This window comes from Rufibacter sp. JT20002 (assembly GCF_056491185.1).
Window position 1 is genome coordinate 225338 of the sequence record NZ_JBSZJY010000005.1, and the last position, 15036, is coordinate 240373.

General features: G+C 51.1%; 11 protein-coding genes. 7 read left to right on the plus strand and 4 right to left on the minus strand.

Going from position 1 to position 15036, the window contains the following annotated elements:
- Positions 1–74 precede the first annotated feature (74 nt).
- Positions 75–1655 carry a DUF4394 domain-containing protein gene (locus tag ACW9SV_RS20455; protein WP_479558634.1) on the plus strand — a complete coding sequence of 527 codons (1581 nt, stop codon included), beginning with the start codon at positions 75–77 and terminating at the stop codon, positions 1653–1655.
- Between the two features lie 121 nt (positions 1656–1776).
- Here ACW9SV_RS20455 and ACW9SV_RS20460 read toward each other — a convergent pair whose 3' ends face one another.
- From ACW9SV_RS20460 to ACW9SV_RS20475, 4 genes are all read right to left on the minus strand, one after another.
- Complete coding sequence (locus ACW9SV_RS20460) at positions 1777–2169, minus strand: hypothetical protein (protein WP_479558635.1); 393 nt, start codon at positions 2167–2169, stop codon at positions 1777–1779.
- Positions 2150–2653 (minus strand): Panacea domain-containing protein, encoded by a 504-nt coding sequence (locus tag ACW9SV_RS20465; RefSeq protein ID WP_479558636.1) that lies wholly within the window; start codon positions 2651–2653, stop codon positions 2150–2152. The genes ACW9SV_RS20460 and ACW9SV_RS20465 overlap by 20 nt, the downstream gene beginning before the upstream one ends.
- Positions 2654–2911: 258 nt before the next feature.
- The gene (locus ACW9SV_RS20470; RefSeq protein WP_479558637.1) at positions 2912–3442 is read right to left on the minus strand and encodes a GAF domain-containing protein; all 531 of its coding nucleotides are present in this window, start codon (positions 3440–3442) and stop codon (positions 2912–2914) included.
- 331 nt (positions 3443–3773) lie between these two features.
- Positions 3774–5933 carry an FUSC family membrane protein gene (locus tag ACW9SV_RS20475; RefSeq protein WP_479558638.1) on the minus strand — a complete coding sequence of 720 codons (2160 nt, stop codon included), beginning with the start codon at positions 5931–5933 and terminating at the stop codon, positions 3774–3776.
- Positions 5934–6327: 394 nt separating this feature from the next.
- Between ACW9SV_RS20475 and ACW9SV_RS20480 the strand changes: the two genes are divergently transcribed.
- The 6 genes from ACW9SV_RS20480 (at position 6328) to ACW9SV_RS20505 (ending at position 14913) form a co-directional block, all read left to right on the plus strand.
- Entirely contained in the window at positions 6328–7311 is a 984-nt protein-coding gene (locus tag ACW9SV_RS20480) for a YpdA family putative bacillithiol disulfide reductase (protein ID WP_479558639.1), read from the plus strand.
- 642 nt (positions 7312–7953) lie between these two features.
- Entirely contained in the window at positions 7954–8526 is a 573-nt protein-coding gene (locus tag ACW9SV_RS20485) for a TetR/AcrR family transcriptional regulator (RefSeq protein WP_479558640.1), read from the plus strand.
- 36 nt (positions 8527–8562) lie between these two features.
- The gene (locus tag ACW9SV_RS20490) at positions 8563–9894 is read left to right on the plus strand and encodes a TolC family protein (RefSeq protein ID WP_479558641.1); all 1332 of its coding nucleotides are present in this window, start codon (positions 8563–8565) and stop codon (positions 9892–9894) included.
- Between the two features lie 23 nt (positions 9895–9917).
- Positions 9918–11063 carry an efflux RND transporter periplasmic adaptor subunit gene (locus ACW9SV_RS20495; protein WP_479558642.1) on the plus strand — a complete coding sequence of 382 codons (1146 nt, stop codon included), beginning with the start codon at positions 9918–9920 and terminating at the stop codon, positions 11061–11063.
- A gap of 31 nt (positions 11064–11094) precedes the next feature.
- Entirely contained in the window at positions 11095–14265 is a 3171-nt protein-coding gene (locus ACW9SV_RS20500) for an efflux RND transporter permease subunit (RefSeq protein WP_479558643.1), read from the plus strand.
- A gap of 162 nt (positions 14266–14427) precedes the next feature.
- Complete coding sequence (locus tag ACW9SV_RS20505; protein WP_479558644.1) at positions 14428–14913, plus strand: hypothetical protein; 486 nt, start codon at positions 14428–14430, stop codon at positions 14911–14913.
- The last annotated feature ends 123 nt before the right edge of the window (positions 14914–15036 follow it).

Below are 15036 nucleotides of genomic sequence, written 5' to 3' on the forward strand. Positions count from 1 at the left end.
AATTTACCAAAGGTAAAATCCACGGTAGAAGCCCAGTCGTAGGTCTTGCATCTAACCAATAACCCTACGATGATATGAAAAACAACCACCGCTTTTTAGTATGGGCTACTGGCCTGCTTTCCCTCTCCACCCTTTTCACTTCCTGTTCAGAAGACGCACTGGAATCTAAAGAAGGACTTAACGCCAACTCTATTGCTGAGGCTACCGTGAAAAGCGACCTGACTTTTTATGGGTTGACGAATGACAACCAACTGGTGGAATACAGCACCAGCGGCAAGGTGCAGGAAACAGATGTGGTAATGATTACCGGGCTGGGAAGCGGCGAGAGGATACTAGCCATTGACTTCCGTCCGGCTACCGGGCAGCTTTACGGGGTAAGTAACCAGAGTTATCTGTATGTCATCAACCAGAATACTGGCGTAGCTACCCGGGTTGGTTCAGCCCCTTTTTCCCCGGCCATAGACGGCACCCAAGTAGGGTTTGACTTTAATCCCACTGTTGATCGCATAAGACTAGTCACCAATGAAACCCAGAACCTGCGCCTGAACCCCGAGACCGGCGCGGTGGTAGCCATTGATGGAAACCTGAACCCGGGCAGCCCTGAAGTGGTAGCCGTGGCCTACACCAACAGCATGGCCGGTGCCACTACTACCACCCTGTATGATATTGACGTTGCCACCGACAAGCTCTACATTCAAAGTCCACCTAATGTCGGTACTCTGGTAGAAGTAGGGCGCTTGAATGTGCAGGCAGTGGGCGAAGGCGGCTTTGACATAGCCCCGGATAATTCTTTAGCCATTGCCGCTTTATATGGCCGGGGCGGCGGCACAGAAAACCAGAAAGAAGACTCTAACGGAAACAAATACCGCTTTTACAACATCGACCTGGCTACCGGTAAAGCCATGAACCTGGGTAAAACCGACCGTATGATTATTGGGATAGCCATTCCTACCAACCCGGTAGCCTACGGGGTAGATGCAAGCAACAACCTGCTCATCTTTAACCCATATAACGCAGCTACCATCCTTTCTAAACCCATCACTGGCCTGCAACCCGGCGAAAAAGTGTTAGGCATAGACATGCGTCCGGCCACCTCGCAACTGTATGCCTTGGGCAGCACCAATAGAATCTACACCGTCAACTTAGCGACTGGGGCGTTCACGGCCGTGGGTGGTCCGTTTACCCCTGCCCTTTCCGGCGAGTTCTTCGGCTTTGATTTCAACCCAACGGTAGACAGAATCAGAGTAGTAAGCAACACCGGCCAGAACCTGCGCCTGAACCCCACAAACGGCATGGTAGCCATGGTAGACGGAATGCTAAATCCCGGCACATCCATGGTGGACGCCAGTGCCTACACCAACAACTTTGCGGGGGCCACTTCTACGGCGCTGTATAACATTGACTTCGGCACTGATGCCCTTTACCTGCAAAGCCCTCCTAATAACGGAACGCAGCTCTTGGTGGGAAGCTTAGGCGTAACTACCGGGCCTAATAACGGCCTTGACATAGGCGGGGTTAGCGGCACCGCTCTTGCCCTGCTCCAGACCGGAGGCCAATCCGCTATTTACAGAATCAACCTGAGTACCGGAGCTGCGGCTAAAGTCTCTGACCTATCCAAAATGCCCATGAGCTTTGCCTTAGGGTTAGGATTCTAGAACAAATCACCTCAACACAGAAACAGCAGGTTCGGCCTTGTAATAAGGCCGGACCTGCTGTTTCTGTGTTAGAGCTGTTTTCAGGAAAGAAGCAGTTTTTGTAGGGTTCTCTTTGAATCTCTTACTGATGTCCAGAGGTGTTGTCTATGTTTTTGGTAAGGTACCGGGTTAACAAACTACCCACGGCTCCGGAACCCGCATATTTGGCCAGGTTATCCAGTAAGTCAATCTGCTCCTTGGCTAGCCATTTCCATTCTTCGGCGGCAATCAGGTGAAAACCCCTTACCCCAATGCAAATGGCAATGATAACGCCCGCCACAATGATGTTCCCCTGAATGGCCCAGTGGATGATGGTTCTGGCCCCTTGTTCCCGTTGATGCTCCCGCTTGCGCCGGTCACTTGCAAACCACTCGTCTTCTTCTTTGGCTTTTCTTAAGGCTGCTTGCGGCGGCGGCGATGCCCTGATAGCACCAAGATCAAGATTGGAGGAAGGTTTAGGCGGAGTGGGCTGCATGGGGGGCATTTACTAGCTTCTGGTAGTACTCTTTGATAAGATCGTTGGGGATGATGACATTGTTACTATGCTTGCCTTGCGTGTCCCAGACCATCTTCCAGGGGGTATTGTCCTGATGGGTCATGGCGGAGAGATCTATGCCGGAAAACTGCCCGTACACTTCCCAGATCTTCTCCAGGAAAGGCACCAGGTCAGGATCTGAAAGGGTGACCGGAGCAGTATCATTTGCTTGAACTCCAGTGGCCATCTGCCGGATGGCTTCGCCGCCAAAATCCTTAAAACTGTAATAAACCGAAGGTACCACCGGCCCATATTTCCAGGCTTCCACAGGTTCTGTGAGGAGCGGTTCGCCCGCTAAACCTAAATACCACCCATGCGCGATATACACCAGTTTCACCAGTTTCATATTGGTCACAGGTTCGCCGGTGTCAAAAGACTTCTTGATAAAGTAATTGGCAATGGCGAGGGCATTTTCCATGTTCATGTGTTAAGGTAAGCTTACTTCTTCAACATTCTGCCACAGCGGAAAGTTGTTTTCAGGACATACAAAAATATAACATTTATCCTGGTAAAACAAAGAGCCTTTTCTCCTTTACTTCTTGAAACGCAGCAGGATAGCAGCTTACCCCTTTTACGAAAGAATGCACAAAGACCTGTCATTCTAATGCCCAGGAATGCAAAACGCCTGTGCTCAGGAGAGACACAGGCGTTTAGAGGGTCTTTTTATAAAAAGAGGCCTAAGTCAGGCCATGGCTTTCAGGTAAAGTTGACACTTCCAGAGGTTTAGTTCATCCATGACCAGTTTGGCCATGTACTCCAGGGTAATCTGATCATCGGTGGTAAAAGTTCTGGGCACCCGGTCCACAATGCAGACGGAGCCCAGGTTGTACCCATCATAGGTGGTGATTGGAACCGCTGCATAAAACCGCAACCCAAATTCGCCGGCCACCAGCGGATTGGAAACCAGGCAGGGCTCTTGGCGGGCGTCTTCAAATACGGTCGCTTCCTGGCGCAGAATGGACAGGGAGCACAAGCTCTCGCCCCTGTCTACCTGGGTTACGTCTTCCATGCCCACGTTCCCTTTAAACCAAACCCGCTCTGTGTCTACAAAAGACACCAACGCAATAGGCACCTTAAAGATGTGGGCGGTTAAGGCGGCTATGTGTTTAAATGGACCGTCGGTCTCGGTATCTAAAATCTGGTATTCGCGCAGTTTCTGTACCCGTTCTGCCTCGTTTTCAGGTATAAGATCAACCGCAAAAGTATTATTCATTCCCATGCCCGCTATAGCTTTACTCTCTGCTTATGATAAGCAGTTTAGGACAGTACGTTACCTTTATGTTAAGGTTAATTGAAATTTTAAATAAACTAACGGAATAATGATAAGCACTTCTTTTTCAAGACTCTGCTTAATATTAGCAAAAAGCTTTATTCGGCGTCTGAACTGCAAATCAACTCCCAAATGAGCCCATACTAGGCAACAAAGCACCTTTTACACCTCTGCTTTTTCGTTTCAGGGCTTTATTAGGGAAAGTAAACTTAAACCATAGAGTCGAATTGTCTTGCTCTTGCGAATGATCTAAGGAAAAGCTTGTCCCCAGAAATCAACCTACCTCCTGCCCTTGCAACTGCGACGTTATCTTGGAGATATCGCTGGTCACTTTCCGGATAAACTCCAGCTGTTCTTTCAAGAGCAGTTCATCTGAGGAGAGCTCATTTTTTTCCGGCACCTCCGCCTCTAACAGGGGAAGGCTGCTTTCTGGCGCCTTGAACGCCGGGTCAAGGGTTTGCAGCACCTCGGTGAGCGAGAACAGGGCACTGCGAAGGGGCTTGAGCATACTCCTGGAAAACGTGATGGGTTCACGCCGCATCCTGGCCGAGACGATGGTGGCAATGTAAGAGGACAGGATATGGTTCAAAACCACAAACTGGTAGATTTCCTGCCGGTGGCGCTGCTTGCTTTTGGGTTCGGCGGCCATGCGTTGAAACGCTGCCGAAAGGTTCGCCGCACTCACGTACACTTCCTTGCGCGCCAGTTTGTACTGCAACTCTGAGACTTCTTTTCCGGTAAGGCCGTCTGCCAGGACTTTCAGGTATTGTAGATTCGCCTGCACCATCAGCTTCAGGAAGCGGCCCACTTGCTTTGACTCCCAGTTGGGGAACACAAAGTAGGTAGCCGCAAACGCGATGGCGCAGCCCACCACAGTATCTATGACCCGTTCCTGCACAATGGTCAAGCCCCCGCCTCCCAGAAAACTGAACAAGATGAGCATGAAGGGTGTCATGAGAATTACGCTCAACACATAATTGATGCGCTGCACACTGTAGAAGCCGGTCATGAAAAGGAGCATGAACACAAACTGAAGGGTCTGGTCTTTCACCAGATACAGCACCAAAAGCCCTAGCGCCCCACCCACTACGGTGCCTATAATCCGCTCTTTGTTGCGTTGTTTGGTTAAGCTGAACGCCGGTTTTAAGAGGAAGATAACGGTGAGCAGGACCCAGTAACTGTGCTGCCCGTACGGGAACAACTTGGTCAAAACATAGGCAAACAAAGCCACCAAGGCTACCCTAAAGGAGAACCGGAACACCGATGACTTGAACGTTAGGTTGTTCAGAAACAGCTTGGGGTCCAGGGTCTGGTGCGAGACAAACAAGGAGGAATCCAGCAGCCGGGTCTTTTTCAGAGCTTCGGCTTTGTCTTCTTTGAAGTACGACCTGATATCAGCAAGGCGCTGGCCAATGGTTCTAACGTTCACGAACACCTTCTTCAAAACCAAATGGCTGGTTTGTCCTTCCTGCTCCTCAATGGTGTCAATGCGGGCTTTCAACTGATCCAATTTGGGGGTCAGATCCAGGATGTTCTTGTGGGGTAGGTTCGCCTGGATGGCAAAACCAATGTTATCAAGCTCATCGGCTAAGGCTTCAATCAAGTGGGCAAATTCCGGCAAGATTCCTGTGCGTCCATATTTCTCCCGCATGGTAGCGTAGTCATAATGGATGGCGGTTACCTGCTCGTAGAGATCCACCATGTCTACAAACGTCATTACCAGAGCCCGGCCCACATTGGTAGATTCTTTCATCAGCTGCCGACTTTTGAAGAGCAGCTCGCGCAGGCCATCCTGCTTTTCACTTACCAGCACCTGTTGCGAGATCAATTGACGGTAACCTTCTTCCAGATCCGTCTCTGGCCGGTAGAAGGCGGCTTTCAGACGCAGGAATTTGGCCACTTCACGGATGCACTCCCCCAGCGCCTGCTGAGCTGGACGGTAGGGCATAAACCGATTGGAAACCAAACTCAGCAACATGTACCACACGCCGCCCGCCATCACCAGCCCACTGTACACCAGCACCTGCAAGGGCTCCAGCGGCCGGTCCATGGTCAAGACCAGCACCAGCAACCCGGCAAGCCCAATAAAGGAGGCCCGCATGCCATAAACCAGCAGCATGGACAACAGAAAGCAGGACACCAGAATGGCCAACCCCAAGGTGGCCACGTGCATTCTGGAAAAACCGGTGACCAGGGCCATGAGCGTGCAGATACCAATGCAGATGAGCATACCGTTGCGTTTATGCAGCACCGGCCCCGGAGAATCGGCGAGGCTCACCCCGATGGCCCCTAGGGAAATGGTGATCCCGGTTTCCAAATGGCCCAGGTACGAGAACAGCAAAGAAGGCAGCAAAGCCGCAATAGTGGTACGGATGCCATCATAAAAGTTCTGGCTGTAGAAAAAGTATTGTAGCTCCCGGACTTTCCTGTTCATTCTTGGCTAATGAGTGAATGCGTAATGGTGTGAATGAGTAAATCTGAATCAAAAAACTGTAGGTTCTAAGTACTTTGTACACAAAATGACTTCTCCTAAACTCATGCTGAAGACTCTTCAACTCAGGCCCCTTCTCTATATTTGGGCTACTTGTACGGAAACAGCGTAAAAACGTCAAGTGCAACCCAAGGCTTAACGTAACATACCGAGGTGAGGATTTCAGGCCGATGGAACAGATACCTTCCAAAGCAATCACAAACCGCCTTTCGGGCGTAAGCCTAAAACCGTTTTCTGCGTATTCTTCCTTTCATGCTTTTGAATCAGCCAATATCTGTTCCTTAAAAATAGCTCAAACGCTCACCCACCCTTTCCATCATTGAATTACCTTTACCCCATGCGTACTCCTTCAGAATTTGACATCGTGATAATCGGGGCCGGGCCCATTGGTTTAACGTGCGGCATAGAGGCCCAAAAAGCAGGGCTTTCGTATGTGATCATAGACAAAGGTGCTCTGGTCAACTCGCTGTACAACTACCCGGTCACCATGACATTTTTCTCCACCTCAGAGAAACTGGAGATTGGCGGAGTTCCTTTTATCTCTGATAACCCTAAGCCGCGCCGAAACGAAGCCTTGGAGTATTACCGCCGGGTTACGCTCAAATACCACCTGAACCTGCGGCTGTTTGAAGAAGTGCTTTCGGTGCAAAAAACGAAAAACAGGTTTGAAGTGCAGACCGCTAAAGACATTTACCTCGCCCGCAAGGTGATTGTCTCCACCGGTTTCTATGACCTACCCGCGTTGATGGACATCCCCGGCGAGGACCTGCCGCACGTGACGCATTACTACAAAGACCCGCATTATTATGCTTTGCAGAAAGTGGTAGTAGTGGGGGCCAGCAACTCCTCGGTAGATGCCGCCCTGGAAACCTACCGCAAAGGTGCCGAAGTGACGATGGTGGTGCGTGGCCCCGAGATTGGACGCCGGGTGAAGTATTGGGTAAAGCCAGACGTGGAGAACCGCATCAAGGAAGGCAGCATCAAAGCGCACTTCAACTCCTGCATCACTGCCATCAGGCCGGGCGAAGTAGATATCAATACCCCAGATGGCCCCATTACGATAGAAAATGATTTCGTGCTGGCGCTCACCGGCTACAAACCCAACTTTGACTTACTAAAGAAATTTGGAGTAGAACTCTCCCCAGACGATAAGCTGTACCCCCAGCACAACACCCAAACCATGGAAACAAACCAACCCGGACTGTACCTGGCTGGCGTAGTATGCGGCGGCATGGACACCCACCTCTGGTTCATCGAAAACTCCCGTGACCACGCCGAGAAGATCGTGCAGCACATTCTGGAGCAGGACAGACTTTCCTGACCCTAGCTCCTTTCAGGGCTATTTTCAGAAAATAGCCCTGAATAGGCTTAAATTAGAATTCATCAGGCAGATCTATATCCATCTCTGAAAGCTTTCCTATCAAAAAGAATTCTTCACGCATACCGTCCCCCTTGGAAGGGGGATGACAAGGGGGTTTGAAGAACCGTTTGCTGCACTAAGAAGCATGGGTAACCACAAGGGATTGCCCCTACATGATCCTCAGCTAAGTTTTAATCAGCAGGAGTCGTCATCCCCCTACCCCCTTCAAAGGGGGACGGAATGCCTGATCTTTTTACTTACTGTTTTCTAAAATAGGCCCTAAAGCGGCTTTATAACCTTTTATACCCCAGGCAGAAAGTTATTCCCAATTAGATTTTCCTTTGGATTTTACTTCTACCTTCTCCTATTATCTTCTCCTCTCTTACGCAACATCTTCACTTACAACCCCTTACTTAGTATCCCAAGAGAAACCACCATCCCCTTCATTCCATAACTAACTGTTTTACAGCTCGTAACCTTCAATTCAATGCTTTCATTTTCAACCTGTGATTGAATGAATCAAATAAAGCCTTGCATTGTCTTGCCGGTTCTCCGTTACTTTGCGCGACCGAATGAACGTTCAATAGAAAGAAAGGATACGAGTTGGAGATTATCGCAGACAAGAAAAAAGCAATTCTGGAGAGCACCTTAAAGCTGATCAAGGAGAATGGGTTTCATGGTACGCCCATGAGCCAGGTAGCCAAAAAAGCAGGCGTAGCGGCCGGTACCATCTACCACTACTTTGACAGCAAAGACACGCTCATCATGGAACTGTACACCTACACCCATCACCGCCTGTTGGATGCCATCCAGCAAAACAGCCGAGAAGACATGGACTACAAGGCCCGTTTCTTTAACCACTGGATCAGCCGGTGCAAGTTCTACATCCAGAACCCAGATGTGCTCTTCTTTATAGAGCAATTCGTTAATTCACCTTATAACACCCGATTTCCGAAAGAGCAGGACGAGCGCTTCCAAAAAGAAGTGTACCAGTTCCTTGTGTCTGGCGTGGAGCAGAAGATCCTGCGCTCCATGGATCAGACCCTCATGTGCATCATGATTCACAGCAGCGCCCTTACGGCGGCCAAAGTGCACCTGGCCAACCGGGTGATGCTGGGCGAAGAGCAACTGCAGCAGTTAGCCCAAATGATCTGGGACGGCATCAAACTAAACTAATATCCCCTGTTCAATACCCATAACATAGTTATCCCCATGAAGAGAATTAAACTTCTGGTGTCCGTTGTCCTGAGTTACCTGTTGGTACCCTTGGGAGCAGCAGCCCAGGTGATTCCAGACAGTACAGCCGGCAGGTTGTCGCTGGACCAATGCGTGGCCTACGCCCTCAAAAACCAGGCGCAGGTACAGCAAGCGCAAATAGACGAGGAGATTGGCGAGCGCCAGATCAGAGCGCAGTTATCGGGGTGGTTGCCGCAGGTAGCCGCCAATTACGCGTTTACCCACAACATCAAGCGGCAGCAAAGCGTGTTTGGAGACCAGGTGATTACCATCGGGCAGAAATACACCTCCAACATCAACTTCCAGGCAAACCAGACGCTGTACAGCAATGACCTGCTGCTAGCCAGTCGGGCGGCCCGCTTTACCAGAACGGCGCTGGATTTGAACACCCAATCTACCAAGATCAATACCGTGGTAGACGTGAGCAAGGCATTTTACAACATCCTGTTGAGCCAGGAACAACTGCGCATTCTGGACGAAAACATTGTACGCCAGGAGAAACAGTACCGCGATGCCCGTGCCCAATACGAGCAAGGCCTGGTAGACAAAACCGATTACCAGCGTGCCTCCATCACCCTGAACAGCATCCGGGCCGACCGCAAAAGAACACAGGAAGCCATTAAATCCAGCACCGCATTGTTACAGGAGCTGATGGGCTTGCCGGTAAACTCCCCGCTGACGCTGGCCTATGATTACAACCAGATGCAACAAAATATCCTGATTGACACGGCTCAAACGGTGACATTTGCCAACCGGGTAGAGTTCCAGCAGATTCAGACGCAGCGGCAGATTCAAGGGCTGACTACCCGTTACCACCGCTGGGGCTTTCTGCCAACCGCCTCGGCCTTCCTGAACTATAACCCTACCTTCTTCAGCTCCACCTTTGGAGATGTTTACAGCCAGGCCTACCCTACCTCAGCATTGGGCTTGCAGGTGGGCATCCCTATTTTCCAGGGCGGCCGGAGATTGCAGAACGTTCGCATCTCTGAGTTGCAGGAAGAAAGCCTAAATGTGGAACTGCAGAACATCCAGCGCCGCATTAACACCGAGTATCAGAGCGCCCTGGCCACTTACAAGAGCGATTACAATGACTGGCTTACGCTGCAAACCAATGTGCAACTGGCCGAGGACGTGTACAACGTGATCAGGTTGCAATACAACGAGGGCATTAAAACCTACCTGGACTTGATTGTGGCCGAAACCGACCTTAGAACCGCCCAACTCAACTATTACAACGCCCTGTACAATGTGCTGTCCAGCAAACTGGATGTACAGCGTGCCCTGGGTACCATAGCCGTTAACTACTAATCTGCGAGACAATCTATAGCATCATGAAAATAAATTTATCCTCCATAGCCGCATTTACCTTAGCCGGCGCCCTGCTGATTTCCTGCGGCAAAAAGGAAGCAGCTCCCCAAGGCGCGATGATGGGCGGCCCTGTTGCCGTCAATACCTACACCGTCACCGAAGAGCGGGTGGTGGGAACTGATACCTACCCTGGCACCGTGGTACCCCTCAATGAAGTGGAATTGCGCCCCCAGGTGAGTGGCTACATCACCCAGATTTATGTGAAAGACGGCCAACGCGTGACTAAAGGCCAGAAACTGTACGAGATTGACCGCACCAAATACCAGGCCGCTTATCGGCAGGCTCAGGCGAACGTACGCAGCGCCCAGGCCAACCTAAACCGGGTTCAAAAAGACTTAGAACGCTATGAGAACCTAGCCAAGCAAGACGCCATTGCCCGCCAGCGCGTGGATTACGCCCGCGCCGATGTGGAGACGGCTCGCGCCCAGGTAGCCGTGGCCCGTGCTCAGGTGGCCAGTGCTGGTACAGATTTAGGCTATTCTGTCATAAACGCACCATTTTCGGGTACCATTGGCATCTCTCAGGTGCGCGTAGGTTCACAGGTGAGCCCCGGCCAGACACTGCTGAACACTATCTCGTCTGAAGGTCCCACCGGAGTGGACTTCGTGATCAATGAGCAGGAACTTCCCCGCTTCAACCGCCTGCAGCAAGGCAAACAGCCAGATTCTCTTTTCACCCTGGTTTTGGCAGATGGCTCCAGATACCCGCACACCGGTAAACTTTCCGCCATTGACCGCGCGGTGGGTTTGCAGACGGGTACCATTACGGTACGCGTGAGTTTCCCGAACCCTAACCGCCAGTTGGTGGCCGGGATGACCGTGAGTGTGAACGTGCTGAACCAGGACATAGGGCAGCAAATCACCCTTCCTTTTAAGGCTGTGACCGAGCAATTGGGCGAGTACTTCGTGTACAAAGTGCAGGGAGATTCTGTGCAGCAACAGAAAATTCAATTAGGTACCCGCTTCCAGGAGAAAATTGTGGCCCGCGAAGGCTTGACTTCAGGCGATGTGATTGTGGTGGAAGGTATCCAGAACCTGCGCCAAGGTGCTAAGATTCAGGTAGGTGCGCCCAAAGCCGCCGGAGGTGCCCCAGCCGCCGGTGCCAGATAATAACGTTTAAAGCAGCTTTTTCAGAAATAAGATGATATCTGAAGTATTTATAAAAAGGCCCATTACCGCCATCGTAATCTCCATTGTGATTGTGTTGGTAGGAACGCTGGCCATGATGAACTTGCCCATTACCCAGTACCCTGATATTTCCCCTCCCACGGTATCGGTATCGGCGAACTACACGGGCGCAGATGCGCAGACCATTGAGCAGACGGTAGCTACCCCCATAGAAACCCAGATTAACGGTACCCCGGGCATGGCGTACCTGTCTTCTACCAACACCAGTACCGGCCAGATGAACATGACCGTGACGTTTGAGGTGGGAACAGACATCAACATTGCCACCCTGGATGTGCAGAACCGCGCCAGCGTAGCTGAGCCTAGCTTGCCCGAAGAGGTTAGACGTTTGGGGGTGACCGTTAGAAAGCGGAACCCAAGTATCCTGATGGTAGTAGGGCTCTACTCGCCTAAGAAAACGCACGACATTCAGTTCCTGGACAATTACGCCAACATTTACCTAAAAGACGCTTTGTTACGGGTGCAGGGTGTGGGTGACGCAACGTCCATTGGTCAGGATTTCAGTATGCGCCTGTGGCTGCAGCCCGATAAACTGGCCCAGTACAACATGAACGCGAACCAGGTGGTCACCGCCATTCAGGAGCAGAACATGCAGGTGGCGGCCGGTACCGTGGGTGCCCGTCCGCAATACAATACGCAGGCGTTTCAGTACCCTATTACCGTAAGTGGCCGCTTAACCACCCAGCAGGAGTTTGAGAACGTCATCATCCGCACCAACCCGGAGGATGGCTCTTTGGTGTATTTGAAAGATGTGGCGCGGGTGGAATTTGGTCAGTTTGACTACGGTCGGCAAGCCACCATCAACGGAAACCCATCAGCCATCATGCTGATTTACCAGGCCCCTGGTTCTAACGCCGTGGCTACCGCCGAAGGCATCTACGCCGCGCTGGACGAGATGAAGAAAACCTTCCCGGCCGACGTAGACTACATCGTGTCGTTTGAATCGGTGACGGTGGTAGAGGTTTCCATCAATGAGGTGGTGCACACCCTTTTGGAAGCTTTGGTGCTCGTAATCATTGTAGTGTTCCTGTTCCTGCAGAGCTGGCGCGCGACCTTGGTACCCATCCTGGCGATTCCGGTATCTATTATTGGGACATTCATCTTCTTCATCCCGCTGGGCTTTACCATCAACACCCTTACCCTCTTCGGGTTTGTGTTGGCCATTGGTATTGTGGTGGATGACGCCATTGTGGTGGTGGAAGCGGTGCAGCATTACATTGACCATGAACGGCTTTCGCCGAAGGAAGCCACGCGCAAGGCCATGAAAGACATCACCGCGCCGGTAATTGCCATTGCCTTGATTCTGGCGGCGGTGTTTATCCCGGTAGGTTTTATTCCGGGTATCGTAGGTCGTCTATATCAGCAGTTCGCCATCACCATCGCTATTTCAGTATTGATTTCAGCGTTTGTGGCCTTGACGTTGACGCCGGCGCTTTGCTCGCTGATGCTACGCCCTATGAACGTGAACCGCGAGTCAAGAGGCCTCAACAAGTTCTTCTACCGGTTTAACAACTGGTTTGCCAGAACCACCCAGTCTTACTCTGAGGGCGTGCGCAAGAGCATCAAAGCCGCTCCGTTGGCCCTGATTCTGCTGGTGTGCTTGTATGTAGGCACCGTGGGCTTGTTCGCGAAGAAACCAACCGGCTTTATTCCTACTGAGGACGAGGGCCGTCTGTTTATCTCCGTAGAGTTACCCGAAGGTTCCTCGGCGAACAGAACGCAGGAAATTCTGGAGAGAATGGCTGGTATTCTGGGCGAGGTGAAAGCCATCAAAAATTCCACCTCCATCTCTGGTCTAAACGCCATTAACTTCTCCTTTAAATCGAACAGTGGTACGTTCTTCATTCAGATGCACCCCTGGGATAAACGGCAGGAAGAATCTATGCAGTTGCAGGGCGTGATGGCTGAATTGAACCAGAAATTTGCGGCTATTAAAGAGGCAAACATTAGGGTGGTAGCACCGCCGGCAATTCCGGGTCTGGGTCAGTCAGGTGGTTTCAGCTTTATGCTGGAGCAACGTACTGCGGGAGACATCAAGGACCTGGAGCGCGTGATGGGGCAATTCTTGGGGGCAGTAAATCAACGTCCTGAGATTGCCATGGCCTACAGCTTCTTCAACACCCGCACCCCTGGTTACCACGTAGACGTGGACCGTGAAAAGGTGAAGAAACTGGGCATCAACCTGACCGATGTGTACGCCACCATGTCTTCTTATATGGGTAGCCGCTACATCAACGACTTCACGCGCTACGGTCGTAACTACCGGGTAGTAGCCCAGGCAGATACCGCCTACCGCATGGACATTAAGGACATGAGCCAATATTACGTCCTGAACCGCGAAGGAGCATCGGTGCCGCTTAGTGCGTTGGTGACCGCCAAAGTGGTAGAGAACCCAGCCGTGATTTCGCACTACAACCTGTTCCGGTCCGTAGAGATTTCGGGTGGTGCCAAGCCGGGCTACAGTAGCGGTCAGGCGTTGCAGGCCCTGCAAGAGGTGGCGGCCCAAACCCTTCCGGCAGGTTACGGCTTCGACTTCTCCGGCCTGAGCCGCGAGGAATTATCAGCGGGGAACAGCACCATCTACATCTTCGCCCTATCTATCACACTGGTACTGCTCCTGCTTGCCGCCTTGTATGAAAGCTGGTCTGTACCGTTCTCCATTATGTTTGCTATTCCATTAGGGATGTTCGGGGCAATTTTAGCCCTTACGTTCCTGCCGAAACTGGAAAACAACGTGTATGCCCAGATTGGTATGATTACCCTGATTGGTCTGGCTGCTAAAAACGCCATCCTGATTGTGGAGTTCGCCAAGGAACGGGTAGACCGCGGCATGGAGTTGATTGAAGCCACCATTGATGCCGTGAAACTGCGTCTGCGCCCTATCATCATGACCTCGCTGGCGTTCATTCTGGGGGTAGTGCCACTGGTACTGGCCTCGGGTGCGGGTGCCGTTTCCCGCCAGACTATTGGCTGGGTGGTAATTGGCGGTATGTTGGCAGCTACGTTCCTGGCTATCTTTATCGTACCGGTGCTGTACGTGGTGATTACACGTCTGGCTTATGGTAAGAAAGGTTTGGCTGAACTTCGCCAGAAACACCACGGCATTGACTTTGACCACGAGTAATCTCCTTTTAAGCCTACTTTCTTAAAAGAGGCTTAAAAAGGAAATCTTGAAAGCCCTGGCTTAGTGCCAGGGCTTTTTACTAGGATAATCTGAAACGTTTTAGAGCCATCTTTCACAAACCGGCTACAAAACCCATCTCACCTAAGATAAATTAATTTGCCCATGAACACTTTCAAACCCAGGGCTACTTCAACAGTCAAACTGCTTAATGGCATTGCCTTTTACCAGTTGGTGGGCGGTGCCATTGGCCTTGTGCTGGCTTTAAGAACCGGATTCAAGATGGAGGGAGAAGCAGGAACTTCCACGGCGGCTGTTTTGCTGGCTTGTATCCTGTACATGTACTCTATGCTTTGTGGCGTTTTGCTGCTTAAAAAGCCCACCAGGTACATTGCCCATTCCATGGTGAACCAGGTGCTGCAGGTGCTTAGCCTGGGCATTGGCGGGTTCGCGTTCAATTACGTGGCCGGACTGAAGATTGGGATAGGAGTCAACTTTCTGGAGAGCTGGGTTTTCAAACTGAGGTTCTCTATTTCGTCTTTTCAGTTCATCATTACATCAGGCAAGGTGCCTTCTTTTGTCACCATTAATTTATTGGCGTTGGTGCTCCTTTACTTACTGGAAGTCTCCAAAGAAAAGCTGAAACAGTAGCTATTCCCTTTTTCACAAGAAAGCCTGAGGGAAACACCTAAACCGAGTTATATAAAAGGGGCCATTTTACATATGCGTAAAATGGCCCCTTTTTTAATGATCAGCCTCTGAAAGGCTTTGATG

Bases quoted from the DNA above. Each gene is read 5' to 3' on its own strand.
- ACW9SV_RS20460 (WP_479558635.1), bottom strand. From the start codon at position 2,169: ATGCAGCCCACTCCGCCTAAACCTTCCTCCAATCTTGATCTTGGTGCT.
- ACW9SV_RS20475 (WP_479558638.1), bottom strand. From the start codon at position 5,933: ATGAACAGGAAAGTCCGGGAGCTACAATACTTTTTCTACAGCCAGAAC.
- ACW9SV_RS20470 (WP_479558637.1), bottom strand. From the start codon at position 3,442: ATGAATAATACTTTTGCGGTTGATCTTATACCTGAAAACGAGGCAGAA.
- ACW9SV_RS20465 (WP_479558636.1), bottom strand. From the start codon at position 2,653: ATGAACATGGAAAATGCCCTCGCCATTGCCAATTACTTTATCAAGAAG.
- ACW9SV_RS20455 (WP_479558634.1), top strand. From the start codon at position 75: ATGAAAAACAACCACCGCTTTTTAGTATGGGCTACTGGCCTGCTTTCC.
- ACW9SV_RS20480 (WP_479558639.1), top strand. From the start codon at position 6,328: ATGCGTACTCCTTCAGAATTTGACATCGTGATAATCGGGGCCGGGCCC.
- ACW9SV_RS20500 (WP_479558643.1), top strand. From the start codon at position 11,095: ATGATATCTGAAGTATTTATAAAAAGGCCCATTACCGCCATCGTAATC.
- ACW9SV_RS20495 (WP_479558642.1), top strand. From the start codon at position 9,918: ATGAAAATAAATTTATCCTCCATAGCCGCATTTACCTTAGCCGGCGCC.
- ACW9SV_RS20490 (WP_479558641.1), top strand. From the start codon at position 8,563: ATGAAGAGAATTAAACTTCTGGTGTCCGTTGTCCTGAGTTACCTGTTG.
- ACW9SV_RS20505 (WP_479558644.1), top strand. From the start codon at position 14,428: ATGAACACTTTCAAACCCAGGGCTACTTCAACAGTCAAACTGCTTAAT.